Origin of the sequence: Nonomuraea rosea (genome assembly GCF_039539705.1) — a bacterium.
Classification (GTDB): domain Bacteria; phylum Actinomycetota; class Actinomycetes; order Streptosporangiales; family Streptosporangiaceae; genus Nonomuraea; species Nonomuraea rosea.
The window spans coordinates 79,540-104,368 of record NZ_BAABDQ010000013.1; the positions used below are offsets into that span (position 1 = coordinate 79,540).

The window sequence follows — 24,829 nt, forward strand, 5'->3', positions numbered from 1 at the left end:
ATGCCGGATCGTGCCAAGATCCTCCTGGTCGATGACCGCGAGGAGAACCTGATCGCTCTCGAAGCCATCCTGAGCTCGCTCGACCTGGTGCCCATTCGCGCCCGGTCCGGCGAGGAGGCGCTCAAAGCGCTGCTCAACACGGAGTTCGCACTCATCCTGCTGGATGTGCGGATGCCGGGTATGGATGGGTTCGAGACGGCCGCGCACATCAAGCGGCGGGAGCGGACCAGGAACATCCCGATCATCTTCCTGACCGTGGTGGACAGCGCTCCCGACTACGCCTTCCGTGGCTACGCGGCGGGCGCGGTCGACTACCTGACCAAACCGTTCGACCCGTGGGTGCTGCGGGCTAAGGTGTCGGTGTTCACCGACCTCTACAACATGAACAAACGCCTGGCCGAACAGTCGGCGCTGCTGCGCGACCGGGTGAGCGGCGAGCTGCCGCCGGGGGCGGGCGACCAGGCCTCGGTGCTGCCCGAGCTGTCGCGGCGGCTGACCGCGGTGGAGGACGAGCTGGGCAGGGTGCGGGAGCTGGCGCGCAAGGCGCAGGATCCCACGCTGGCCGTGCCGCTGTCCGATCTGGCCGAGCGGCTGACTCATCTGCGCGCCGGTTTCGACGCGATCTCCTGAGATCCGGTTCACCGGACCCCCGGACGCGCCTCAAGCGTCCGGGGGTTTTCTGTCCCCGGGGCGTCAGCGTTCTGCGCGGCGTCCTGAACCGCGTGTGAGGCGGGTCCATGGCGTCCGTGGCGGCGTCGGGGCGCGGCGCGCGGGGCTGTCAGTGGCGGGCGCGTTCCAGGGCGTCCCAGAAGCCGCGCCGCAGCGCGTGCCTGACCTCGTCGTGCAGCAGGAAGTCGATCGGCAGCGAGGATCCCTGCAGCAGGCGGGCCTCCAGGTCGGAGGGCATGCGCGGCTTGCGCGCGAGCACCGCCTCCAGCCACAGCGCCGGAGCGTCGCGGGCGACGGAATCGCCGAAGTCGTGGCCCTCCCTGTGGGCGGCCTTGACGGCGTCTGCCAGGGTCGTGGCGCCCGCCGTGGCGGCCGACGGCGGGTTGACGGGCGCGGCCTGAGGCCCGCTGTACGGACCGAGCTGCGAGGGCTGGTACGTCCCGCTGGACGGCGTGGCGAACTGCCCGGTGCTCGGCGACTGGGACTGCGCCTGCATGGGCCCGGTCACCGGAGCGGAGGACGGCGGGGCCGGCGGCGGAGAGGGCGGCGGCTCCTGCTGGTAGCTGGTGTAGGACGGCAGCGAGGGCGGCGGCGCGGACTGGCCGCGCCCCGAGGAGGACGAGGGCCCGTTGGCGGACGGCGAGCCGGCCGCGTGACTGCCGCCCGGCTGCGGCGCCTGCGGCAGCGACGGCAGGGACGTGGGCATCGGCGGCAACGAGGGCTGGGCAGGCGCCAGCGCGTGCGCGGCGTGCCCGTTGCTGAGCGGCTGATGCCCGTTGGACGACTCGGAGACGCCGGTCACCACGCTGACGTACGGCCGCAGGTGGACGGCTCCCAGCTCGACCAGGTCGTCGCACTCCTGACGAAGCGACCGCGACACGGCCCAGCCGCCGTCCGCCGCGATGTGGATCACGCTCACCCTGATGCCGAGGTCCTGCGCGTCGCACACGACCTGCGCCAGGTCCTCGTCACCGCTGACCACCACCGCGTCGCAGATGGCGTTGTTGCGGGCGAGGGTCATCAGGTCGCGATGCACCTGGGCGTCCACGCCTTCGCGCCGGCCGGGCCGGATGCGTGACAATCTGAGCTTGAGCCCCGGTATGTCGGCCAATGCGTCGTGCTCCGGCGTGCGGCGGCCTTCGACCGTCGCCTCGTACCAGTAGCACCGCAGCAGCGGCAGCCCGGTGCGCTCGCGCGACAGGCCGGTCATCAACTGGAGCAGCCCGGGGTAGTCCCAGGCAACCGCTTCGCGATGACGAGTGCCGTGCACGGCCATCGCTCCATCAGCCAGCAGATAGCCAGCGTCCACGAACAGCGCACAGCGATCCACTGACACCGCCCCTTTCCTGGTGGTCCGACCCTTGCTGGCTCTGCACCGTCAGAGACCGGACTTGGCGGCCCTCTCTCAGGGTAATGAAGCAGGTGATCGTGCGAGGGTTAATCCCGACGATTCGCCCCGCGCCCACCGTCGCCCCAGGCCATTTAGGCAGACCGTACCAGTTTGTCCCATTTACGGTCACGATCGCGCACGCACGCTCAGCGCGGCGACTCCGAACAGGACCACGTCCTTGTCCGTGGCGATCGTCAGCCCGGGATCCACCCCGAGCTCAGCGCTGACCGTATCGATGTCGGCACCGAACGTCATCTCCGCCACGCCGCTGGATGAGCCGTCGAAGACGTTCGCGACGTCGCGGTCGCCGCCCGCGGGGCGCAGCGCGCCGGACCCGAGTGAGACCTTGTCGCCCTTCAGGTCACCATCCCCCTCCCACGTCACCAGCTCGACCCTGGCGGGCGCCGCGGCCGGGCTCAGCCCGCCCAGCGGGATGCGCACGCGCCGCGTCTCGCCGCCGATCACGGTGGCCGTGTCGAGCACCACGGCCTGGCTGTACGGCTCCGACGGGTCGGTGACGATCAGCACCAGGCTCCATCCGGCATGGCGCGCGACCCCCTCCTCCACCGGAGCGTCGGCCGCCCACCAGGTGCCGTCCCTGCGCGCGTTGCCGACCAGCCCGCTGACGTCGGCGAACGCCTGGTAGGCCGAGCCCAGGGGGAGCTCGCGCATCGTCACCTCACTGGGGCGGACGGTCAGATATTTGCGCCGCCCCGGTGGCCGGATCTTGATGGGCCCCGGGTGCTCGCCGCTCGCCGACCAGTAGAGGCCGGCCCACACGACCTGGCTGCCCTTCGGGAGCGACAGCTCGGCGCTGCTGGAGACCTTGGTGGCCGCGCTGTCGTCCTGGTCGAGCGCGGCCATCGGCCACAGGTCGTTGTCACGCTGGTCGCCCTGGCGGCGCCTGGCCTCCAGGCAGCCCGCACGCTCTTCAGGGCAGCTCAGCAGCGCGTTGCCGATCGCCCTGACGGTCACCTTCCCATCGGTGGCGAACCTGGCGGACGCTCCCACGGTCCGCACGCCCTGCTCGGCCCGCGCCTTGAGGTGCAGCGAGCCGGCGTCCACGCGTACGGCGGGCCCGGCGCCCTCCGGCGCCTCCTCCGCCACCCGTACGCGCAGGAACACCGCGGTCCCCTGGCCGGCCTCCAGCGGCTGCCTGGCGCAGCGGGCGCCGTGACCCGACGGCCGGCACGCCCAGCCGTCCACGGTGCCCACGGGGTCGAGCACGGCGGCACTGTGACCGCGCCGCATGGGCGGGATGAGCGTCACCCCGGCCGGAAGATCCACGAACGCGGCCAGCTCCTCGCTCGGCCCGTCGCCGTAGTTGCGCAGACGCAGGCCGACGATGCCGGGCTGGGCGCGTACGAGGGCACCGAGCGCGTCGATCGTCGCGCGCAGCCGGGCCTTGCCCGGTTTCCGCTCCTTGACCGGTGGCGGAACCCGGGCGGGCGGCTCGGTCGGGAGCGGCAGCGGCACGGGCACGGGGCGCACCGACGCGGTCGGCTGGGCGACCGGCTGTGGCGGCGGCGGCTTCCTGATCGGCTCGTCCGTGGAGACCAGCACGAGCGCCACCACCGCGGCCACCGCGACGGCCACCCCACCCGCCATCGCGCCCTGCTGGGACTTCGGCGCCCGCCGCAGCCACCAGAAAAACCGCAGCAGGCCGCCCGCACCGCCGCCGGCCGCGGCCGACTTGGCCAGCGCCGCCGCGTAGCCGCCGAACAGCGGCCCGGCGATCAGCGGCCCGACCATGACGCGCAGGCCGCGGTTGACGTCGGTCAGCTCAAGCAGCACCCCATGGCACTCCTCGCAGCCGCTCACGTGCTCGTCCACGACCTTGGAGTCGCGCCTGGCCAGCCCGCCCCGCACGTAGGCGCCCATCTTGCCGAGCACGGGACGGCAGTCGTGCTGCGGCGGCACGCCCAGATGCATCTGCAGGTACGCCTGCCGCAGCCCCTCCCTGGCCCGGTAGGCGAGCGCGGCCACGCCGTTGGCCGACAGGCCCAGCAGGGGCGCCACGTCGGCCGGCTTGCTCCGCTCCACCTCGGTGTGCCACAGCACCGCCCGCCACCGCTCGGGCAGCGACAGGAACGCCCTGGCGATCAGCGACTTCTCCAGCCCGACGAGCGCGGGATCGACGAAGGGCACGCCCGGGTCGTACTGCTCGATCTCCCCCGTGGTCACCTGCCGGCTCTCGACCCTGGAGCGGTCGTAGACGGTGCGCCGCACCACGGTCAGCAGGTAGGTGCGGAACCCGGAGTCGGGACCGCCGCCCCTGCCCACCAGGTCGAGGATCTTCGTGAACGACTCGGCGACCACGTCCTCCGCCTCGGCGCCGCGGACGAGCTGCCTGGCCAGCGCACGCGCAGCCGCGACGTGGCGCTCGTAGAGCTGCCCGTACGCCGCGGCGTTGCCTTCTCTTGCCGCTTGAAGAAGATCTGCATCGCTTTGCGGCGATTCGACACCCATAGTGACCTCATGATTACGCGGGGTTGCCTCGCGCAATCATTCCGCATTCGCCGTCATGACTAAACCGCAGCCGCGTCTTTACCTCTGGGGGCCTGGATCGAACGGGCCGCGATGGAGGGGTCATGGGGGAGAAGGAGGACGGGGACGACATGGTGACACGTTGGCGCTGCGCGAGCATGGAGGCGGGATGGTCGCTGGCCGACGACTGGTGGACGCCCGAGGTGGAGCCCGCGATCAAGGCCGTGCGCGAGGGCCGCGACCTGCCGCGCGCGTGCTGGGCGCTCGGGCTGGCGCGGGCGCGCGCCGGGGTCGGCGTCGCGGAGGGCCTGGACGATCTGGCGGCGCTGTTCGCCGTGTCGGGGCTGGGCGAGCCGACGTTCGAGGCGGTCCGGTCGTTCGCCTCGGGGTGGGCGGAGCAGAGCTTCGCGCCGATGGCGGAGCTCCAGTGCGAGGATCCGCTGACGGGGCTGGTCACGGTGGCGTATCTGCGTACCCGTCTGGCGCAGCTCTACCGGGGGTCGGCGGCGGGCGCGTGCCTGGTGGTGGCCGAGCCGTCCGCGCGGGCGGAGGAGCTGGCGGAGCGGCTGGCCACGGCACTGAACCTGGCCACCGCGCTGCGCAGGGCCTTCCCTGGCGACGAGACGCTCGCGCTGCTCGCTCCCGCCCGGGTGGGGGTGCTGGCCAGGGCCGACGACGGGCTGCCCGGCAAGGTGGCGCGGCTGCGGTCCTCGGACATCCTGTACGGCCGGCGTCCCCGGGTGCGGGTGCGTCCGCTGCCGAGGGCGTACGGGCAGGCTCTCGCCCTGATCAGGACCCTAAGCTTGGACGCATGACGGATCGCGACAATCTGCTGGCCGAGATCAAGACCAAGGCCGTCGTCCACGGCAAGGTCACCCTTTCCTCCGGTCTGGAGGCCGACTTCTATCTCGACCTGCGCCGGATCACGCTCGACGGCGTGGCCGCCCCCATCATCGGCCGGGTGATGCTCGACCTGACGGCCGACCTCGACTACGACGCGGTGGGCGGGCTCACGCTCGGGGCCGACCCCGTGGCGGTGGCGATGCTGCACGCGGCGGCGGCGCGCGGGCGCACGCTCGACGCGTTCGTGGTGCGCAAGGCGCAGAAGGCGCATGGCATGCAGCGCAGGATCGAGGGGCCGGAGGTGAAGGGCCGGCGGGTGCTCGCGGTCGAGGACACCTCCACGACCGGCTCCTCGCCGCTGACGGCCGTGGAGGCGTTGAAGGAGGCGGGGGCCGAGGTGGTGGCCGTGGCCACGATCGTCGACAGGGGCGCCAGGGACCGGATCACCGCCGAGGGCCTCGACTACCGCACGGCCTTCACCCTCACCGACCTCGGCCTGTAGCCCGGTCGCGGGTCAGCCTCCGGCTGTAGCCCGGTCGCGGGTCAGCCGGCGCCCTTGGCGGTGAAGGCCTCGCGGGCGCCGGACTTGCCCTGCTCGCGCGGTTTGCCGTTCTCGGTGACGCGGACCGTGCCCGCGTCGCTGAGCACGACGTCGAGCTCGGGCTCGAAGTAGCTGACCTCTTCGCCCCTGCTCATCTCGCGATACTGCAGCACGTCGCCGCCCGGCACGCGTACGGTGACCAGCGGGCAGGTTTCGGCCACGCACTCGATGCGCACGGTCGGCACCTGCGCGGTGGCACCAGTGGCGGTGACCGTCGCAGTGGCGGCGGCGTCAGCGGCGGCGGAGGCGCGCTCCCGCTCGGGCGGCTGCGCGCCGAACGAGCCGAGCAGCGCGCGCCCGCCGATGACCAGAAGCGTCACCACGGCCCCGACAGCCACCACGGCGAGCGCCAGGCGGGCGAGGCCCATCGGATCTGACCTGTGGCGTCCCACAGGGGGCAGCGTACCCTTTGGTGATCGCGTGTTCCCCTCCGTGACGGCCGCCGATCCGAGCGGCCGGCGGACGCGCAGGTTACGGCACTCGGTGGTGCTTGCCGCTGGGCACGGCGACGGCCTTGGCGGCCCTGCGGCCCTTGACGAACTCGGCGAAGATCGGGATCAGCGAGATCAGCACGATGAGGAAGACGCCCGGCAGGATGTACCTGTCGATCTGCTTGGGCTCGACCTTGCTGCCGAGGAAGTGTCCGAGCAGCAGCAGGCCCTCGACCCACACGACGCCGCCGATGACGTTCCAGAGGAAGAAACGCTTGGCCGGCATCTCCAGCACGCCCGCGACGGGATTCATGAACGTCCGCACGATGGGCACGAACCTGGCCAGAATCACCGCCTTGGCGGGACCGAACTTCTCGAAGAACTCCTCCGCCCGCACCACGTGCTCGCGCTTGAACAACCGCGAATCCGGTTTCTCGAAGAGTTTGCGCCCGAATCGCGCCCCGAGGAAATGGCCGAGCTGGGCGCCCGCGATCGCGCACAGGGGTGTGCCGATCAAGAGCACCGGGAGCGAGAGCGGCTCGATGTTCATTCCCTGCGCCACCGACACCGAGCTGAAAATCCCCGCGGCCACCAGCAGCGAGTCACCGGGCAAGAAGAACCCGAGCAGCAGACCCGTTTCGGCGAAGATGATGGCGAGAACACCGACCGTGGCGAAAGCGCCGAGAATCGTGAGCCACCACGTCGGGTCGAGGAGATTCCAAAGCCAGTCCACGCCGAGAGCCTACCCGTAGCGGAGCTGCGGGACATGTCAACAACCACGCGTCGTCTCTACCCCACGGGGTAGTGAGCCGGGATACTGGGCCCTGGCGCGAAGCCGTAACTTCTCAGGGAGATGAATCATGCCTATTGCGACTCCAGAGGTCTACGCTGAGATGCTCGACCGGGCCAAGGCCGGCGGATTCGCCTACCCGGCGATCAACGTGACCTCCTCGCAGACGCTGAACGCCGCCCTGCGCGGTTTCGCCGAGGCGGAGAGCGACGGCATCGTCCAGGTCTCCACCGGCGGCGCCGAGTTCCTCTCGGGCGCGACGGTCAAGGACATGGTCACGGGCGCGACGGCACTGGCCGAGTACGCACGGGTGGTGGCCGCCAAATACCCCGTGACGGTGGCGCTGCACACCGACCACTGCCCCAAGGACAAGCTCGACGGCTTCATGCGGCCCCTGATCGACATCTCCCTGGAGCGGGTGGCCAAGGGCCTCGACCCGCTGTTCCAGTCGCACATGTGGGACGGCTCCGCCGTGCTGCTCGACGAGAACCTCGAGATCGCCAAGGAGCTCCTGGACAAGTGCGCCAGGGCGCGGATCATCATGGAGATGGAGATCGGCGTCGTCGGCGGCGAGGAGGACGGCGTCGTCGGCGAGATCAACGAGAAGCTGTACACGACCGCGGAGGACGCGCTGGCCACCGCCGAGGCCGTCGGCATCGGTGACAAGGGCCGCTACATGCTCGCCGCGACCTTCGGCAACGTGCACGGCGTCTACAAGCCGGGCCACGTCAAGCTGCGCCCGAGCGTGCTGAAGGAGATCCAGGACGCGGTCGGCGCCAAGTACGGCAAGGAGAAGCCGTTCGACCTGGTCTTCCACGGCGGCTCCGGCTCGCTGCTGGAGGAGATCCACGAGGCCATCTCGTACGGCGTCGTCAAGATGAACGTCGACACCGACACCCAGTACGCCTTCACCAGGCCGATCGCGGACCACATGTTCCGCAACTACGACGGCGTGCTCAAGGTGGACGGCGACGTGGGCAACAAGAAGGCCTACGACCCGCGCGCGTACGGCAAGGCCGCGGAGTCCGGGATGGCGGCCCGCGTCGCCGAGGCGTGCCAGAGCCTGAAGAGCGCCGGGACGAAGCTCTCCGCCTGACGGGTAACCGGCCCGTCCGGCCGGGACCTTGACGACGGCCAACTACGCAGATGTCTCATCAGTAGCCACTTCGGTGGCCCGGCGGGTATGACTTGTCCTATGGATAACCTTCTCGCCGGGCCGCCCCCGACTCACCTGCCGGACCTGCCCGAGGCTCGGGAGGCGCTCGAAGCGGGTGTCAAGGCATCCGACGTGGCCGCCCGGTTCCCCGCCCACCCGGCGGCCTGGGCCGCGCTCGCGGAGGAATACTTCGCTCAGGGGCACGCCGTCACCTCCTACGCCTTCGCTCGCACGGGCTACCACCGTGGCCTGGACCAGCTACGACGCAGCGGCTGGAAGGGACACGGGCCCATCCCCTGGGAGCATGAGCCCAACCGCGGCTTCCTGCGCTGCCTGTACGCGCTGTCCAGGGCGGCCCAGGCGATCGGCGAGAAGGACGAGGCCGAGCGGTGCGCTCAGTTCCTCAAAGACAGCACGGAGACCGGGTACGACGCGCTGACCAAGGGATAGCCCTTGGGACGAATAGGAACGTTCGGGTAGTCTCTCTACGCAAGAGCCCCTGTCGCGCTTGCGCCAGGGGTTTTCGTTTTGTGCTCGGGAGACTGAACCATGCCGGCTGCCGTTCTCGTTGGTGCCCAGTGGGGCGATGAGGGCAAGGGCAAGGCCACCGACCTGCTCGGTGGCGACGTCGACTACGTCGTCCGCTACCAAGGTGGCAACAACGCGGGTCACACCGTGGTCATCGGGGACCAGAAATATGCGTTGCACCTGCTACCCACAGGGATCCTGTCGCCCGACGTCGTGCCGGTGATCGGCAACGGCGTCGTCATCGACCCGGGGGTCCTGCTGAGCGAGATCGACGGCCTCGTCGCGCGGGGCATCTCCGCCGAACGGCTGCTGATCTCCTCGAACGCGCATTTGATCATGCCGCACCACAAGGCTCTGGACAAGGTGACCGAACGTTACCTGGGCAAAGCCAAGATCGGCACCACGGGACGCGGCATCGGGCCCGCGTACGGCGACAAGATCGCCCGGATGGGCGTCCGCGTCCAGGACCTGCTCGATCCGGGCATCCTCGCGAAGAAGATCGAGGTCGCGCTGACCGAGAAGAACCAGGTGCTGACCAAGGTCTACAACCGGCGCGGGATCGACCCGGAGGCGGTGCTGGAGGAGTACCTCGCCTACGCCGAGCGCCTCAAGCCGCACATCGCGGACACCTCGCTGGTGCTGTCCAAGGCGCTGGACGCGGGCAAGTTCGTGCTGCTGGAGGGCGGCCAGGGGACGCTGCTGGACATCGACCACGGCACCTACCCGTTCGTCACCTCCTCCTCGCCCACCTCGGGCGGCGCGTGCGCGGGCGCGGGCATCCCGCCGAACCGGCTCACCTCGATCATCGGCATCCTCAAGGCGTACACGACCCGGGTGGGCTCCGGCCCCTTCCCGACGGAGCTGACCGACGAGATGGGCGACTGGCTGCGGACCACGGGCGGCGAGTACGGCGTCACCACCGGCCGCGACCGCCGCTGCGGCTGGTTCGACGCGGTCATCGCCCGGTACGCCACCCGGATCAACGGGATCACCGACTACTTCCTCACCAAGCTCGACGTGCTGTCGGGGCTGGAGCGGATCCCGGTGTGCGTGGCCTACGAGGTGGACGGGGTGCGGCACGACGAGATCCCCATGACGCAGACCGACTTCCACCACGCGGTGCCGGTCTACGAGGAGTTCCCGGGGTGGCGGGAGGACATCACCAGCGCCAAGTCGTTCGAGGACCTGCCGCCGAACGCGCAGGCGTACGTGCGGACGCTGGAGGAGATGAGCGGCGCCCAGATCTCGGCCATCGGGGTGGGCCCGGGACGCGACCAGACCGTGGTGGTCAGGCCGCTCGTCTGACGCCTCACTTTTGAAGGCAGGACCACGACCCCGCACTCATCCGGCACGGCCGGGGGTGCGGGGTCAGTGCGTCAGGACCGCTGCCGTCACCGGGGTGTGCAGCGTCCAGCCGAGCGTCTCGTACAGGGCCTGGCCCTCGGCGGTCGCCACCAGGACGCCCGTGTGCGCGCCCGCGGCGGCGGCCGTCGTCGTGAGCGTTCGCATGATGACCGTGCCGAGGCCGCGGCGGCGGTGGCCGCTCGCGGTCTCCACCTTGTCCACGACCGCCGTGCGGCCCGCCATCGCGTACTGGCCCCTGGCCGCGACCTCGCCCGCGGCCGTCAGGAGGCGGGCCACCGTGACGCCGGCCCTCGTGGTGACGGCGAGCGTGTAGCCGGCCGGCGGCTCGGGCCGCTGGTGCGCGTAGGCGCGGGACGCGGGGGCCGTGCGCGCGGTGGCGCCGATGGCCAGGGACGTGGTCATCATGAACTCCAGGTCCTTGACGGACCACCGCTCCGGCAGCAACGGGGCCACCGCCGCCGCCGGTGCGCAAAGCTTGAGCCAGGTGCCTGGGATGGTGAGCACTCCGGTCAGGCGCTCGATGGTGACCGGCGTCGGGTCGGGGACGATGTGCCTGGCCACGTGGCCGGGCAGGCCCACGTCCACCCGCAGACCCCAGGGTTCGCGTACGGGGGCGGGAGTCTGGCGGGAGATCACCCAGCCGTCGACCCATGCCCGAACTGTTGCCGGATGGACCGTTTTGAGAGCCTCCGTCATGATGTCCAGCTTATTGCAAGATAGTTGCATTTAGCGTCAATAAGGTCCGCACACAATAGGTAACGCGGCTTCGACCAGCGAACGGGCGTAGCAGGATAAAAAGGACACGGCGTGGCACTGCCTCGTCACGGCCCCGGCCAGGTAGGGTCCCGATTGTGCGCGTTGAGATTCATGGTCACCGGGGAGCTCGTGGCCTCTGGCCGGAGAACACCCTGCCGGGGATGAGCCGCACGATGGAGCTCGGCGTGCATGCGCTCGAGCTCGACGTCGCGCTCACCGCCGATCGGCGCCTCGTGCTCACGCACGACCTCACGGTCTCGGCGGTGACCAGCGCCGACAGGCGGCCGGTCCATGCCGGTGATCCGCTCTTCCCGTACGTCGGAAAGCCGATCAACTCACTGACCCTGGCGCAGCTCCGCATGCTGGACGTCGGCGTGCGGCTGCCGCGGCATCCCGACGACCCCTTCGCGCTCACGCAGGTCGCCATGCCCGAGACCAGGATGCCGACGCTCGGCGCGGTGCTGGGGCTGGTCAACGCCTACGAGGCGGAGGACGTACGCCTGCACATCGAGCTGAAGTCCGACCCGACCAGGCCCGAGCTGACGTCCGACCCCGAGATGTTCACCGAGCTGGTCGTCGAGGAGCTCGACCGGCACGGGCGGCTCGGCAACGCGGCCGTGCTGAGCTTCGACTGGCGGATCATCGCGCACGCCGCCGGGCTGGCGCCGGGCGCGCGCCGGTTCGCGCTGATCGAGCTGGACACCCTGCACTGGCACGACGACCTGGGCGACGACGTGCCGGCCGCGGCACGCGACGCGGGCGCCACCACGCTCTCGCCCGAGCACATCATGGTGGACGAGGCGCTGATGACCCAGGCCGCGGCGGCCGAGCTCGACGTGGCGGTGTGGACGGTCAACGAGGCCGCTCTGGCCGGGCGGATGCTGGACCTGGGGGTGGCCGGGATCGTGACGGACTATCCCGATCGGATGCGCGAGGTGTGGCGGGAGCGAGGGCTTGAGCTGCCCGACCCCGTAGGTCCGCTCAAGCCCGTAGGGGTCTAGCGCGGTCAGAGCCAGCCGTTGCGGCGGAAGCCGCGATGCAGCAGCACACAGGCGGTGATCATGACGGCCACCACCGCCGGATAGCCCCAGACCTGCTTGGTCTCCGGCATGAAGTCGAAGTTCATGCCGTAGATGCCGGCGATCATCGTGGGCACCGCCAGGATCGCCACCCAGGAGGAGATCTTGCGCATGTCCTCGTTGGCCAGGGCGTTCGAGCGGGCGAGCGCGGCCTGCAGGATCGAGCTGCACAGCTCGTTCGAGGACTCCACCTGCTCGCACACGCGGGAGAGGTGGTCGCCGACGTCGCGGAAGTATTCGCGCATCTCCGACGGGATCACGCGGCGCTGGGGCAGCGCGGACAGCGGCGCCCGCAGCGGGGTGATGGCCCGCTTCATCTCCAGCATCTCCCTCTTGAGCTGGTAGATGCGGTTGATGTCACGGGAGCTGACGTCGGCGAACACCGTCGCCTCGACCTCTTCCAGCTCCAGCTGCATGAGGTCGGCCACCTGGAGGTACTGGTCGACCACGTGGTCGGAGATCGCGTGCAGGACGCCCGCGGGCCCGCGGTTCATCAGCTTGGGCTTGTCCTCCAGGCGCTCACGGACCAGCGTGAGCGGGCAGTGCCCGCCGTGCCGCACCGTCACCACGAAGTCCACGCCGAGGAACACCATGATCTCGCCGGTCGCGATGATCTCGCTGGTGGCGGTCAGCTCGTCGTGGTCGAGGTAGGCGATGGTCTTCAGCACCATGAACAACGACTCGCCGTAGCGCTCCACCTTGGGCCGCTGGTGTGCCTTGACGGCGTCCTCGACGGCCAGCGGGTGCAGCCCGAACGCCTCGGACAGCCACTCCACCTCGGGCGCCTCGGGCTCGTGCAGCCCGACCCAGAGGAACGCGCCGGCGGCGTCGGAGGTCTTGTTGTGCTCGCGTACGAGGTCGAGTGCCTCGACGATGCCCCTGGCGGAGACCTTCTTACCGTGAACATACGCGCCGAACTCGACAATGGAGTCCACAGGAGGCACGCAGACCTCACGCACCGTCTTCTGGGACGAATGCGCGAGACGAGTCGGTACTGCAGGGTGACGGTTGATGCGACGGAAAAGCGTGGACGAGCGCATGGCAGTCCCTTTCCGCCCGACCTGGCACGCTCCACGCGCGATGAAAAGTCACCTCAATCGACACAAATGCGTGGAGGCACGATCAGGCTGCCGGATTGGAGTGGTCGGGGGTACGCGAGCTGTACGTGGGGAAGCACGTACTGCTGGGTTCACCAGGAATCATCCCGGACCACCTCCAATCACACGGGAAGCCGCAAAGCCGCCTCAACCTACCACAGGCGGCTGAACTCATCTGACGATACTCGCCGCGGGCCGGTCAGCTCAGGTAGAACTCCACAAACATCACGCCGTATTCCGGCATCCGGCTTCCGGCGACCGGTGGGCCGGGTGACCGGCAGCGTGCGCGCGGCCGCGGGCCTGCGACAATGGGGCGCGTGCGCGTTCTAGTCATTGGTTCCGGAGGGCGTGAGCACGCCCTGTGCCGTTCTCTCAAGCTCGATCCCCAGGTCAGCGAGCTCCACTGTGCTCCTGGCAACCCGGGCATCGAGGCGGTCGCGACCGTCCATCCCGTCGATCCCGTCGATCCCGAGCAGGTGGCCGAGCTGGCCGGACGGCTGCGGGTCGATCTCGTCGTGGTGGGGCCCGAGGCTCCGCTGGTGGCGGGCGTGGCCGACGCCGTGCGGGAGGCGGGCATCGCCTGCTTCGGCCCGTCCGGCCAGGCGGCCATGATCGAGGGCTCCAAGGCCTTCGCCAAGGAGATCATGAAGGCGGCCGGCGTGCCCACCGCGCGGGCCAGGGCCTGCGTCACCGAGCGGGAGGCCGCGGCGGCGCTCGACGAGTTCGGGGCCCCCTACGTGGTCAAGGACGACGGGCTGGCCGCGGGCAAGGGCGTCGTCGTCACCGAGGACCGGGACCTGGCGCTCGCCCACGCCCTGGCCTGCGAGCGCGTGGTGATCGAGGAGTTCCTGGACGGGCCCGAGGTGTCGCTGTTCGCGCTGTGCGACGGCAGCACCGCCGTGCCGCTGCAGCTCGCGCAGGACTTCAAGCGCGCCTACGACGGCGACGCGGGGCCCAACACCGGCGGCATGGGCGCCTACACGCCGCTGCCGTGGGCTCCGGAGAAGCTCACCGAGCAGGTCATGCGCGAGGTCGTGCACCCGACGATCGCGGAGCTGTCGCGGCGTGGGCTGCCGTACCAGGGCGTGCTCTACGTGGGGCTGGCGCTGACCTCGAAGGGGCCGAAGGTGGTGGAGTTCAACGCCCGCTTCGGCGACCCGGAGACGCAGGTGCTGCTCGACCGGCTGGAGACGCCGCTCGGCGGGCTGCTGATGGCGAGCGCGACCGGGGAGCTGGGGCTCGACCCGGTGTTCAGGGAGGGCTCGGCCGTGACAGTGGTGATCGCGGCGGAGGGCTATCCCGAGGCGCCCGTCAAGGGTGACGTGATCACCGGGCTGACGCAGAACGAGCACGCGTACGTGCTGCACGCCGGCACGAAGCGGGCCGGCGGCGACGTCGTCTCGAACGGCGGCCGGGTGCTGAACGTGGTCGGCAGCGGCCCCGACCAGGACACCGCGCGGCGCAACGCGTACGAGCTGGTGGAGCTGATCGAGCTGCGCGGCTCCTTCCACAGGACGGACATCGCCCCATGAAGCACCTGCACTCCGGCAAAGTACGCGACCTCTACGAGACCGACGACGGCCTGCTGCTGATGGTCGCCTCCGACCGGATCTCCGCCTTCGACCACGTGCTGGAGCCCGGCATCCCCGGCAAGGGGGCGATGCTCACGCAAATGTCGCTGTGGTGGTTCGACCAGCTCAAGGACGTCGTGCCCAACCACATCGTGGCGAAGGGCGACGACGCGCGCAGCGTGCTGTGCAGGCCGCTGAAGATGGTGCCGGTCGAGTGCGTGGCCCGGGGCTATCTGACCGGCTCTGGGCTGGTCGACTACCGGCGCGACGGGGCCGTCTCCGGCGTACGACTGCCCGAAGGGCTGGTGGACGGCTCGCGGCTGCCCGAGCCGATCTTCACGCCGTCCACCAAGGCGCCGATCGGCGAGCACGACGAGCCGATCTCCTACGAGCAGGTCGTCGCGGACGTCGGCGAGGAGACGGCCGCGGAGCTGCGGCGGATCACGCTGGCCGTCTACACGCGCGGAGCGGAGATCGCCCGCGAGCGAGGCATCATCGTGGCCGACACCAAGATCGAGCTGGGCTGGGACGCCGACGGCGTGCTGACGCTGGGTGATGAGGTGCTGACGTCCGACTCGTCGCGTTTCTGGCCTGCCGACGAGTGGCAACCTGGACGTACGCAACTCTCGTTTGACAAGCAATTTGTGCGCGATTGGCTGCTATCACCCGAATCAGGATGGGACAAAGACTCAGGAAACCCCCCACCTCGGCTTCCCGACGACATCGTCGAACGCACACGGGAGCGATACCTAGAAGCGTATGAGCGCGTCACGGGGGCTTCCTTTAGCGGATGATTCGGCTGGGTCATGTGGTGTTACCGACTACTGTTGGCCCGATCGAGCCTCACCGTTGATTTCAAGGAGCCGCACGAATGGTCCGTTACCGCGTGCGCGGTGGCAACGCACTGCGTGGAACCGCGTTCATCCAGGGCGCGAAAAACGCCGTGTTGCCGATGATCGGTGCGGCTCTGCTCGCCGCCAAAGGCCGTACCGTCCTGCGTAACGTGCCGATCATCGAGGACGTTCGCCGGGCAGTCGAGCTGGCCGAGTCGGTCGGCGCCTACGTCGAGCTGCACGAGTCGGAGCGCACGCTGGTCATCGACGCCTCGCGGCTGACGAGCGCCGTGCTGCCGGCCGAGATCGCGCGGCGGTTCAGGGGCTCGGTCCTGTTCACCCCCGCGCTGCTGCACCGGCTGGGCGAGGCCATCGTGGAAGGGGTCGGCGGCTGCAATCTGGGCAGCCGCAACCTCGACTTCCACTACCTGGGTTACAAGCGCCTCGGCGCGGTCGTGGACGAGGGCGAGACCGTCATCCACGTCAAGGCGTCGGGGCTGACCGGCGCCACCCTCTACCTCGACACCCCGTCCCACACCGGCACCGAGAACCTCATCATGGCCGCCTCCCTGGCCAAGGGCACCACGGTGATCGAGAACGCGGCGCTGGAGCCCGAGGTGCTCGACGTCATCGACCTGCTCACCAAGATGGGCGCGCGGATCCGCGGCGGCGGCACGGGATTCATCACCGTCGAAGGCGTGGACGAGCTGCACGCCGTGGAACACACGGTGATGCCCGACCGGCTGGACGCGGGCGTGTTCGCGATGGCGTCGGCGATCACCGGCGGCGACCTCAACCTCGTCGGCACCGGGCTCGACCTGGGCGTCGTCCGCTACAAGCTGGAGCAGATGGGTGTGGAGTTCGCCCCGCAGGGCGCGGTGCTGAGTGTCCGCTGCGAGCGCACGCTGCGGCCGATCAACATCATCACCGACACCTACCCCGGCTTCGCCACCGACCTGCAGTCGCCGATCATGACGGTCGCCGCGCTGGCGGACGGCACCAGTTACATTCACGAGCGCATTTTCGACGGCCGCTTCGCGCTGGCCGGAGAGCTCAACAAGATGGGCGCGAACGTGGAGGTCGACGGCAACCGCGCGGTCGTACGCGGCCGGACCCCGCTGACCGGGACCCAGGTGACCGCGCATGATCTGCGCTCCGGAATCGCACTCGTTCTCGCCGGTCTGGCCGCCGAGGGAGAGACCGTGATCGAGTCGGGATACCTGATCGATCGCGGTCACGCACATCTCGCGGCGCGAATGCGCGCGCTCGGCGCGGACATTACACGAGAGATTTCTGAGCACTAAAAAACGCTGGAAAAACCTCGTTGAGCTGCTAGGACATCTTGTCGGGCGGTCAACCAGAACGGCTTTCCGGAAAAGTCGGGCGTGACATTACGGCCCCCGCGAGCGATCGTTCCAAAAGAGAGCACTGCAACGGACGGCAGGATGGGACGAACATTGGTCGAGAGGGCCGAAGAAACTCCCCGAGTGTCACGCCCGGGCGCTATGACACCGGACCTCACCATCGGCGTGGTCGGACCACACGATCTGGTCGAGCGAGTCATGCTGATGGGTCATGCGGCGGCGCCGCTGCCGTGTCGCCTGGTGGCGGCGGCCTATCGTGACGAGCAAGAGGCGCCGGACAAGGTGACCCGGCTCGGTCCCGGTGTCGACGCATGCCTTTTCGCCAGCCCGGTCCCTTATGACCTGGCCAGGCGTTCAGGTGTGCTGACGATGCCCGCGACATACGTCCAACTCGGTGGAGCAGCATTAGTCGCAGCGCTGGCCAAGGCCGCGCTCGACACCCGCATGGACCCCCAGAGGGTCAGCATCGACGTGGTCAGCAGGGCCGATGTCGAGGAGGCTTACACCGACCTCGGCATCCCGGCCACGGATGTGCACAGCCGCGACGAGCCGGGAGCAACCGGCACGATCGCGGCCTACCATGAACGCCTCGCTCGGCAGGGCGCGACCACGGGAGCACTGACGTGCCTGCCCGCGGTGGCCGAACGCCTGCACGCGGCGGGCGTTTCGGTCATCAGGATCAGGCCGACCTCAGCGGCGGTCCGTACGGCGCTGCACACCGCGGCGCTGCTCGGGGCGCATCACCGGCTGGAGGAGTCACAGCTCACCGTGGTGCTGGTGGAGGTGCCGACGCTGCGCGAACCCGTGCGCCGCGCCGCGCCCCGCTACTGGCGCGACGAGCTGCGGCTGTCGCTGCACCGGCTGCTGGTCCAGGAGGCGAATCGGATCAACGCCACCGTCTGGCCGATCGACGATCACAGCTATCTGGTCACCGCGACCAGGGGCTCGATCACGGCGGCCACGGACGGATTCAGGGTGTTGCCGTTCGCGGCCAGGATCAGGGACGAGCTGGGGCTGGCGGTCGAGGTCGGCGTGGGGATGGGGCGGACGACGCACGACGCTGAGTCGCACGCCCGTGCCGCGCTGGCCCGCACGCAGGCGGGCAAGCAGGCGCAGGGGTTCGCGGTGGATCGCGAGGGGCGGGCACTCATCCCGGCCCCGCGCATGCCGCCGACGGGCTCCACCGCGCTCAAGCCCAAGGGCGTGGAGGTGCTGGCCAGGTTGGCGGCCAAACTCGAAGGCGGCGACACGGTGGTCGACGCGGAGGGAGCGGGAAAGATGCTCGGGGTGACGCCCCGTACGGCTCGGCGATTGCTGCGCACGCTGGTTGACGAGGGACTCGCGTGGCCGCTTCCGCCGAACCGCACGCCGCAGCCCGGGCGGCCACGGCAGCTGTACCGGCTGATCGTGGAGAAGCTGGGTCCACGCTGACACCGGCCCCATGTGCTGGCCCGCCGCCCTCTCTTCCCCTTTCAGGGCGGCGGGCCACAACAAAAGACCTGCATTCGTCCGGTACGGCGGAGCCGAGCCGGCGCCGCCCGCCGCACGTGGCCGGCGGCCTCCAGGGAGACGCTCGCTGACCCGCACAGGGCCGGCCGCCGCAACGGCGCCCGGTGGGCCTGCTGGGTGGTGCCCGAGGGGCTTCGGGGGATTTGCGTGACCTGTGGAGGGCGTGGGCATTGACGGGCGCTGTCAACTTTGCGAACTAGGGCATTGACTCTTGTGAACTTATTGGTTGACCCGTGTAGATACGGGTATGTTCTCCCACGCCCCCGATCGACGGGATTCGGACGGGGGCACCAAAATTTCCGGCGCCGGACTTCCGCTCGGTCGCGTTGAGACGCCAGCGCCGTCGATTGCCCCTCCACCCCCAGGGTCCGGGCGCCCGATCAGCATCATTGGGCCTCGGCCCGGAGGGTGGGACAGGGCTTTCCTGGTAGCGATTGAGCGGGTTTAGGGCTGATCCACACCACTATTGCGGGCTTGATGTTTGTTCCTCCGTTTTGGAAGGGGTCTGCGCGGGGCTGCAGGGGGTGCTGAAGGCGTTCGCAGGGTGATCGTGGGGCCAGGAGTCAGCAGGCGCAGGCGATGCCGGACACCGGCGCCGTGAGGGCGTCCACCGGATGGCGGCTGACTCCGGCGGCGGTCTCCACCGGGAAGCCCTCCCTGGCCCAGTACTCGAAGCCGCCGATCATCTCCTTGACCCGGTAGCCGAGCCTGGCGAACTCGAGCGCCGCCCGGGTCGCGCCGTTGCAGCCGGGTCCCCAGCAGTACGTCACGACCGTGGCCTCCTCCGGGATCAGGGCGGCGGCCCTGGCCGCGATCTCGGCGGTCGGCAGGTGCAGCGCGCCCTCGATGTGGCCCCGGTCCCAGCTCTCCCGGCTGCGCGAGTCGATCACGACGACGCCGGGGGCGGCGGCGGCCAGGTCGGCGGCCACGTCCGAGACGTCGGTCTCGAAGGACAGCCGGGCGGCGAAGTGGGCCAGCGCGGCGGCGTTCCCGGCGGCGGGGACGGCCGTGACCGCGCCTGTCGGTTCGGCTACAGCGGCTGCGGGTGGCGGGGTTGTGGGCATCGGCGTGCTGCTCCTGTCTGGTTCGGTGACATGACAGACCCTGCCAATCGCCCCGAAACCCGGAAAGTGGCGTGAAAGCCCACTATCGTCAATATCCCGCCAACGGGCCGATAGCTGTCCAGAGTCCGATACCCGCCGGTTTTCGTCGGACGCAGCCTGTATCGTCCATTAGCCATGAGGGCAAACACTACTGACACCCGCGCTCCGCTCCTGGTCTGGAGCGCGTTGGCGATCGTCTATGTGGTGTGGGGCTCGACGTATCTCGGGATCGGGATCGCGATCGAGTCGATACCGCCGATGCTCAGCGCCGCCATGCGGTTCATCACCGCCGCCGCGCTGCTCTCCGGCTTCCTGCTGGTGCGGTCGGGGCCGGCGGCCTTCAAACTGTCGCGCAAGCAGTTCCTCGGTGCGGCCGTCGTGGGCGTGCTGCTGCTGACCACGGGCAACGGGCTGCTGGCGGTGGCCGAGCAGTACATCTCCACCGGCCTGGCCGCGCTCCTCGTGGCCTCGGTGCCGCTGTGGCTGGTCGTGTTCAGGTTCGTGGTGCGCGATCGGCCCAAGACCCTCACACTCGCGGGCGTGCTGGTCGGGCTCGTCGGGGTCGCGGCCCTGTCGCTGACCGGCGCCGAGGGCGGCAGCAGCGTCGGGATCGTGGTGGTGCTGTTCGCCTCGGTGTCGTGGGCCGTGGGCTCGTTCCTGTCGAGCAGGATCGAGATGCCCGCCAACGCGCTCGCCACCAGCGCGATCGAGATGTTCGTCGGCGGCGCCGGGCTGCTGGTACTCGGCACCGGCTACGGCGAGCGGCTCGACCTCTCCGCCATCACCACCAGGTCCTGGGTGGCGCTGGTCTACCTGATCCTGGTGGGGTCCCTGATCGGGTTCACCGCGTTCTCGTGGCTGCTCGGCAACGCCCCCATCTCGCTGGTGTCCACCTACGCCTACGTCAACCCGGCCGTGGCCGTCGCGCTCGGCGCTCTCGTGCTGAACGAGCCGATCACGACCCAGGTGATCGTCGGCGGCCTCGTCATCCTGGCCGGCGTGGCGCTGGTGATCTCAACCGAGCGGAAGGGACCGAAGCGCGTCCTCGAAGACCTCGACGGTGGCGGCGACGTCGGCCTCGGTGTGAGCGGTGGACAGGAACCACAGCCCGCGCGGCACCATGTTGACCCCGCGGTCGAGCAGCGCGGTGTGTAGGCGGGCCATCATGGCGCGGTCGGTCCTGGCGAAGTCGCGGTAGTCGCGCACCGCGGGCGCGTCGGTGAAGTACGTCTGGAAGACCGGCCCAGGCCCGTCCACCAGCATCGGCACTCCCGCCTTGGCCGCCGCCGCGCGCAGGCCGGTCATGAGCTGCCGGCCCCGCGCGTAGAGGGTGCCGTAGACCTCTTCACGCTGCTCGTCCAGGATGCGCAGGGTGGCCTCGGCGGCGGCGATGCCCACCGGCTGGGAGTTGAACGTCCCCGCGTGCGCCACCTTGCCCGAGGAGATCGCGTCCATCACGGCCGCCCGTCCCGCCAGCGCGGACACCTGCATGCCGCCCGCCATCGCCTTGCCGAAGACCGACAGGTCGGGACTGACCCCGAGGTACTCCTGCGCGCCTCCTGGGGCGAGCCGGAAGCCCGTGATGATCTCGTCGAAGATCAGCAGGCTGCCGTGGCGGTCGCACAACTCGCGCACCGCCTGAAGGTACCCGGGGTCCGGCTCGATGGCGCCGGTGTTGCACAGCACCGGCTCGGTGACCACGGCCGCGATCTGCCCCGCGTGCTCGTCCATGAGACGGGTGAGCGCGTCCAGGTCGTTCCAGGGGCAGATCACCAGGTCGGCGGCGGGCGGCTGGCCGGCGGTGCCGGGGACGGCCCGCGGGTGGTCCTGCGGCCCCGCGTCGTCCAGGGACGGGTGCACGCTGTAGAGGACCGGGTCGAGCCAGCCGTGGTAGTGGCCCTCGAACTTGAGGATCTTGGGACGTCCCGTGAAACCGCGGGCCAGGCGCCAGGCGGCGTGCGCGGCCTCGGAGCCGACGGTGTTGAAGCGCACGCGCTCCGCCGCCGGCACCATCGCGCACAACCGCTCGGCGACGCGCGCCTCGGCGGCGTGCTGGGCGGAGTAGACGATGCCCCTGGCCACCTGCTCGGTGACGGCCGCCACCACGGCGGGCGGGCAGTGGCCGAGCAGCGCGGGGCCCTGGCCGAGCACGTAGTCGAGGTAGGAGTTGCCGTCGACGTCCCAGAGCCTGGCGCCTGACGCCCGGTCCACGTAGAGCGGCACGCCCGCGGTACGGCGGGCGTCGCTGGAGACGCCACCTGCGATGTAACGCTGGGCGGTGGTGTAGAGGTCGCGGCTGACGTCCAGAGTCCGGGTCATGCCGACCATCAAACGGGGACGCGTCCCCCGGCGACAAGAAAGAGCGCAAGAAGCGGGTCGTAAGCGCAAATTTCGGTGCTTGTGGAGGTCTGCGGGCCTTGATGGGCTTACGGACATGTTTCTTGGACGCATTCGGCGCACCCCTGGCAGCCCGGTCGAGCTGGTGGCCCGGCGGTCGGCCGGCGAGCTGGTGAGCCTGGCCGGTCTCGGCGCGCACCTGGAGGCGGACCCCGTGGCGGCGCTGGACTCGTACGGGCTCGACCGCCTGACCGAGCTGGCAGCCGGGATCGACGGCCCGACGCTGGACGAGAGCTCGGTGGTCTTCGAGCCGCCCGTGGCCACCTGCACGAAGATCTGCTGCCTGGCGCTGAACTACCAGGAGCACGCCGACGAGAGCGGCCTGGAGGTGCCGCCTGAGCCGGTGCTGTTCTTCAAGCCGCCGTCCGCGCTCGTGGGCCACAACCAGCCGGTCGTCGCCCCCGCCCGTACCCGCCACCTGGAGCACGAGGTGGAGCTGGCCGTGGTCATCGGCAAGGTGACCAGGGACCTGCCGGCCGAGCGGTGGCGCGAGGCCGTCGCCGGCTACACCGTGATCAACGACATGACGGCCAGGGATCTGCAACTGGCCAACATCGCCCGCAACGTGCCGTGGGACCAGTCGAAGGGATTCGACACCTTCGCGCCCGCGGGCCCGTACCTGGCGACGGTGGACGAGGTGCGGGACCCGCAGGAGCTGGAGCTGACGCTGGAGGTGGACGGCCAGATCAGGCAGCGGGCCAACACCAGGCAGATGGTCTTCGGCCTGCCCCGGCTCATCGCCGACCTGTCCGACGGCATGACGCTCATGCCGGGCGACCTCATCGCGACCGGCACCATCGCCGGGATCGCCCCGCTCAAGGACGGCGACACCATGCGGGCCACGGTGGCGGGAATCGGCACACTGGTAAATACGGTCAAATTTCGGTCCGCCTAAAGTAGGGGCATGACCTACGCTGTGGCCGCCCTGGTGGACATCGACGACTTCATGGCCTCCGAGCAGGCTCGGGGCCAGAACTGGGCACGCCACCAGCTCCGGAACGCCGACCAGGCCGTGCGTGCCGCCACGAGCACCCGCCTCGACGCGACGTGCCACTCCCTGCCGCCGGAGGAGTGGCTGGTCGTGCTGACCGGAGCGGACCCCGGCGCGCTGATGTCCGACGCGCGGGCGCTGGCCGAGGAGTTGCGGGCGAGGATCGTCCGCGAGACGGCGTGGACGGCCACGGTCAGCCTGGGCGCGCCCAGCCTCGGCTCCGGCGCGGCCGAGCGGGAGGCCCGGCGGGTCAACGACTACAAGCTCGTGCTCGGCGGCGACCGGGTGATCGCGCCGCCCGCGCAGGAGAGCACGACGGTCAGGCAGGGGAGCCAGACGGTCGGGCGGGGGAACGCGACGGTCGCGCACTGGCCGTACGGCGACCAGGCCGACCTACGGCCGGGCCGGCTGACGCCTCCGGTGCGCATCGAGCAGCAGCTGACCAGGCGGGTCCGCGCCGGTGACCGCAACGGCGCGGCGGGGCTGCTGGCCGGCTGGGTCGACAGGTGCGCGCAGGAGCCGGGAGTCGATCCGCGCACGCTGCGCAACTGGCTGATCGGCCAGCTCCTGTTCGTGGTGGACGTGGCCAACCGGGCCAGGCTGGCCGACGGGTCGACGGACTGGGTGGAGGTCTGCGCCGGGCTGCCGATCGAGGACATCGTCATGGTCGGCGACATCCACGAGCGCTCCTACCTGCACATCTGGCTGCGGGAGACGCTGGGCCGGCTGATGCCGCCCACGCCACGGCGTGATGTGCTCGCGCTGGCCGAGGCCTATCTGGCGGAGCACTACACCGATCCGGGGCTGCGGCTGGCGACCGTGGCGGCGGCGGTGAGCGCGAGCCCGTACTACATCTCGCACCTGTTCGCCGAGGAGCGGCGGACGACGTTCCTGCGCCACCTGACCGGGCTGCGGCTGCGGCACGCCCGCCGGCTGCTCGCCACCTCGGCGCTGCCGATGGACGTGATCGCCGCGCACACCGGCTACCCGACCGCGAAGGCCCTGCGCGGCGCGTTCCGGCGGCACGTCGGCTGCTCCCCCACGGAATACCGCCGAGCCGGGCGCCGGCCGTCCGAGCTCATCCCCTGAAACCGCACGTGATCTGCTGGAGGATTCGTGATCGACCAGAGCGCGTACGCGCCCATCGCCAGATCGGCCGTGGACCGGCTGCTCACCGAGGAACGCGACGCCATCGAACGAGCCGGCGCGCTGGTCTTCGCCTCGTTGCGGGCGGGCGGGGTGCTCCAGGCGTTCGGCACCGGCCATTCGAGGTCCGTCGCGCTGGAGCTCACCGGCCGGGCCGGCGGCCTGGTGCCGGTCAACCAGCTCGGCCTGCGCGACCTCGCCTACTACGGCGAAACCGCGCCGCGTGACCTCCTCGACCCCAAGATCGAGCGCGAGCCCGGCCTGGCCGCCCGCGTGTGGGAGCTGGCCGACATCCGGCCCGGGGACGTCTTCGTGATCATCTCGAACTCCGGCGGCAACGCGGCGATCGTCGAGATGGCCCGGCTCGCGGTGCGGCGCGGGCACCAGGTGATCGCCATCACCTCCCGCGCGCACACCGCCACGCTGACCGTCGAGGAGCGGCTGGCGGACCTGGCCCACGTGGTCATCGACAACGGCGCGCCGTACGGTGACGCCGCGATGGCGCTGCCGGGCGGCGGCACGACCGGCGGCGTCTCGACCCTCACCGGCGTGCTGGCCGCACAACTCCTGGTCGCCGAGGTGGCCGGCCGCTTCATCGCGGCCGGCGAGCCGCCGCCCGTCTTCCAGTCGGCCAACACCCCTGGCGGGGACGAGCACAACGCCCGGTTGCTGGCGAGCTACGGCCCGCGCGTCCGCCTCGGCGACGCCTGACCGACGCCTGGT

General features: G+C 70.3%; 22 protein-coding genes and 1 pseudogene. 15 read left to right on the top strand and 8 right to left on the bottom strand.

Annotated elements, in window-relative coordinates; genetic code table 11:
- Complete coding sequence (locus ABEA43_RS28255; protein ID WP_345566459.1) at positions 1–630, top strand: response regulator; 630 nt, start codon at positions 1–3, stop codon at positions 628–630.
- 148 nt (positions 631–778) lie between these two features.
- On the opposite strand, the gene ABEA43_RS28260 is transcribed toward ABEA43_RS28255, so the two are convergent.
- Both ABEA43_RS28260 and ABEA43_RS28265 read right to left on the bottom strand, forming a co-directional pair.
- Positions 779–1,999 carry an NYN domain-containing protein gene (locus ABEA43_RS28260; protein ID WP_345566460.1) on the bottom strand — a complete coding sequence of 407 codons (1,221 nt, stop codon included), beginning with the start codon at positions 1,997–1,999 and terminating at the stop codon, positions 779–781.
- A 186-nt stretch (positions 2,000–2,185) separates the two neighbouring features.
- Positions 2,186–4,528, bottom strand: coding sequence for a sigma-70 family RNA polymerase sigma factor (locus ABEA43_RS28265; protein WP_345566462.1), 2,343 nt, complete (start codon positions 4,526–4,528; stop codon positions 2,186–2,188).
- 122 nt (positions 4,529–4,650) lie between these two features.
- On the opposite strand from ABEA43_RS28265, the gene ABEA43_RS28270 reads away from it, so the two are divergent.
- Entirely contained in the window at positions 4,651–5,361 is a 711-nt protein-coding gene (locus ABEA43_RS28270; RefSeq protein WP_345566464.1) for a hypothetical protein, read from the top strand.
- The gene (gene pyrE, locus ABEA43_RS28275) at positions 5,358–5,891 is read left to right on the top strand and encodes an orotate phosphoribosyltransferase (RefSeq protein ID WP_345566465.1); all 534 of its coding nucleotides are present in this window, start codon (positions 5,358–5,360) and stop codon (positions 5,889–5,891) included. Before ABEA43_RS28270 ends, pyrE begins: the two co-directional genes overlap by 4 nt.
- Positions 5,892–5,932: 41 nt before the next feature.
- On the opposite strand, the gene ABEA43_RS28280 is transcribed toward pyrE, so the two are convergent.
- Together ABEA43_RS28280 and ABEA43_RS28285 are read right to left on the bottom strand one after the other, a co-directional pair.
- The gene (locus tag ABEA43_RS28280; RefSeq protein WP_345566466.1) at positions 5,933–6,358 is read right to left on the bottom strand and encodes a hypothetical protein; all 426 of its coding nucleotides are present in this window, start codon (positions 6,356–6,358) and stop codon (positions 5,933–5,935) included.
- 103 nt (positions 6,359–6,461) lie between these two features.
- A complete protein-coding gene (locus tag ABEA43_RS28285) occupies positions 6,462–7,154 on the bottom strand; it encodes a DedA family protein (RefSeq protein ID WP_345566467.1) in 693 nt (230 codons plus the stop codon).
- A 127-nt stretch (positions 7,155–7,281) separates the two neighbouring features.
- Between ABEA43_RS28285 and fbaA the strand changes: the two genes are divergently transcribed.
- The 3 genes from fbaA to ABEA43_RS28300 all read left to right on the top strand — a co-directional run bounded on the left by fbaA (position 7,282) and on the right by ABEA43_RS28300 (position 10,200).
- Positions 7,282–8,307, top strand: a complete 1,026-nt coding sequence (gene fbaA / locus ABEA43_RS28290; RefSeq protein ID WP_345566468.1) for a class II fructose-bisphosphate aldolase — start codon at positions 7,282–7,284, stop codon at positions 8,305–8,307.
- Positions 8,308–8,406: 99 nt separating this feature from the next.
- Positions 8,407–8,817: a DUF3151 domain-containing protein gene (locus tag ABEA43_RS28295; protein ID WP_345566469.1), complete on the top strand. Its 411-nt coding sequence runs from the start codon at positions 8,407–8,409 to the stop codon at positions 8,815–8,817.
- 99 nt (positions 8,818–8,916) lie between these two features.
- Positions 8,917–10,200, top strand: a complete 1,284-nt coding sequence (locus ABEA43_RS28300; RefSeq protein WP_345566470.1) for an adenylosuccinate synthase — start codon at positions 8,917–8,919, stop codon at positions 10,198–10,200.
- 63 nt (positions 10,201–10,263) lie between these two features.
- Here the strand turns inward: ABEA43_RS28300 and ABEA43_RS28305 are convergent, their stop codons facing one another.
- Positions 10,264–10,956, bottom strand: coding sequence for a GNAT family N-acetyltransferase (locus ABEA43_RS28305; protein ID WP_345566471.1), 693 nt, complete (start codon positions 10,954–10,956; stop codon positions 10,264–10,266).
- 155 nt (positions 10,957–11,111) lie between these two features.
- Between ABEA43_RS28305 and ABEA43_RS28310 the strand changes: the two genes are divergently transcribed.
- Positions 11,112–12,017, top strand: coding sequence for a glycerophosphodiester phosphodiesterase family protein (locus ABEA43_RS28310; protein WP_345566472.1), 906 nt, complete (start codon positions 11,112–11,114; stop codon positions 12,015–12,017).
- A 5-nt stretch (positions 12,018–12,022) separates the two neighbouring features.
- Here ABEA43_RS28310 and corA read toward each other — a convergent pair whose 3' ends face one another.
- Positions 12,023–13,030 (bottom strand): magnesium/cobalt transporter CorA, encoded by a 1,008-nt coding sequence (gene corA / locus ABEA43_RS28315; RefSeq protein ID WP_345566474.1) that lies wholly within the window; start codon positions 13,028–13,030, stop codon positions 12,023–12,025.
- 479 nt (positions 13,031–13,509) lie between these two features.
- On the opposite strand from corA, the gene purD reads away from it, so the two are divergent.
- The 4 genes from purD (at position 13,510) to ABEA43_RS28335 (ending at position 18,391) form a co-directional block, all read left to right on the top strand.
- Positions 13,510–14,724: a phosphoribosylamine--glycine ligase gene (purD, locus tag ABEA43_RS28320; RefSeq protein ID WP_345566475.1), complete on the top strand. Its 1,215-nt coding sequence runs from the start codon at positions 13,510–13,512 to the stop codon at positions 14,722–14,724.
- A complete protein-coding gene (locus tag ABEA43_RS28325) occupies positions 14,721–15,557 on the top strand; it encodes a phosphoribosylaminoimidazolesuccinocarboxamide synthase (RefSeq protein ID WP_345566476.1) in 837 nt (278 codons plus the stop codon). The genes purD and ABEA43_RS28325 overlap by 4 nt, the downstream gene beginning before the upstream one ends.
- Before the next feature lie 77 nt (positions 15,558–15,634).
- Positions 15,635–16,900, top strand: coding sequence for a UDP-N-acetylglucosamine 1-carboxyvinyltransferase (murA, locus tag ABEA43_RS28330; RefSeq protein ID WP_345566477.1), 1,266 nt, complete (start codon positions 15,635–15,637; stop codon positions 16,898–16,900).
- A gap of 201 nt (positions 16,901–17,101) precedes the next feature.
- On the top strand, positions 17,102–18,391 hold the full coding sequence (locus ABEA43_RS28335) for a GTP cyclohydrolase IIa (RefSeq protein ID WP_345566478.1): 1,290 nt from the start codon (positions 17,102–17,104) through the stop codon (positions 18,389–18,391).
- Positions 18,392–19,032: 641 nt separating this feature from the next.
- On the opposite strand, the gene ABEA43_RS28340 is transcribed toward ABEA43_RS28335, so the two are convergent.
- A complete protein-coding gene (locus tag ABEA43_RS28340) occupies positions 19,033–19,533 on the bottom strand; it encodes a rhodanese-like domain-containing protein (protein WP_345566479.1) in 501 nt (166 codons plus the stop codon).
- A gap of 174 nt (positions 19,534–19,707) precedes the next feature.
- Between ABEA43_RS28340 and ABEA43_RS28345 the strand changes: the two genes are divergently transcribed.
- Complete coding sequence (locus ABEA43_RS28345) at positions 19,708–20,727, top strand: EamA family transporter (RefSeq protein ID WP_345566480.1); 1,020 nt, start codon at positions 19,708–19,710, stop codon at positions 20,725–20,727.
- Here ABEA43_RS28345 and ABEA43_RS28350 read toward each other — a convergent pair.
- A pseudogene (locus ABEA43_RS28350) lies at positions 20,662–22,023 on the bottom strand (aspartate aminotransferase family protein); the annotation flags it as partial. The gene ABEA43_RS28345 and the pseudogene ABEA43_RS28350 sit on opposite strands and share 66 nt — an antisense overlap.
- Between ABEA43_RS28350 and ABEA43_RS28355 the strand changes: the two are divergent.
- Genes ABEA43_RS28355 through ABEA43_RS28365 form a run of 3 tightly spaced genes read left to right on the top strand, consistent with a single transcriptional unit; the run spans position 22,007 to position 24,817 of the window.
- Positions 22,007–22,864 carry a fumarylacetoacetate hydrolase family protein gene (locus tag ABEA43_RS28355; RefSeq protein WP_345566481.1) on the top strand — a complete coding sequence of 286 codons (858 nt, stop codon included), beginning with the start codon at positions 22,007–22,009 and terminating at the stop codon, positions 22,862–22,864. The pseudogene ABEA43_RS28350 and the gene ABEA43_RS28355 sit on opposite strands and share 17 nt — an antisense overlap.
- A 9-nt stretch (positions 22,865–22,873) precedes the next feature.
- Positions 22,874–24,049, top strand: coding sequence for a helix-turn-helix domain-containing protein (locus ABEA43_RS28360; protein ID WP_345566482.1), 1,176 nt, complete (start codon positions 22,874–22,876; stop codon positions 24,047–24,049).
- 27 nt (positions 24,050–24,076) lie between these two features.
- Positions 24,077–24,817, top strand: a complete 741-nt coding sequence (locus ABEA43_RS28365; RefSeq protein WP_345566483.1) for a sugar isomerase domain-containing protein — start codon at positions 24,077–24,079, stop codon at positions 24,815–24,817.
- Positions 24,818–24,829 lie beyond the last annotated feature (12 nt).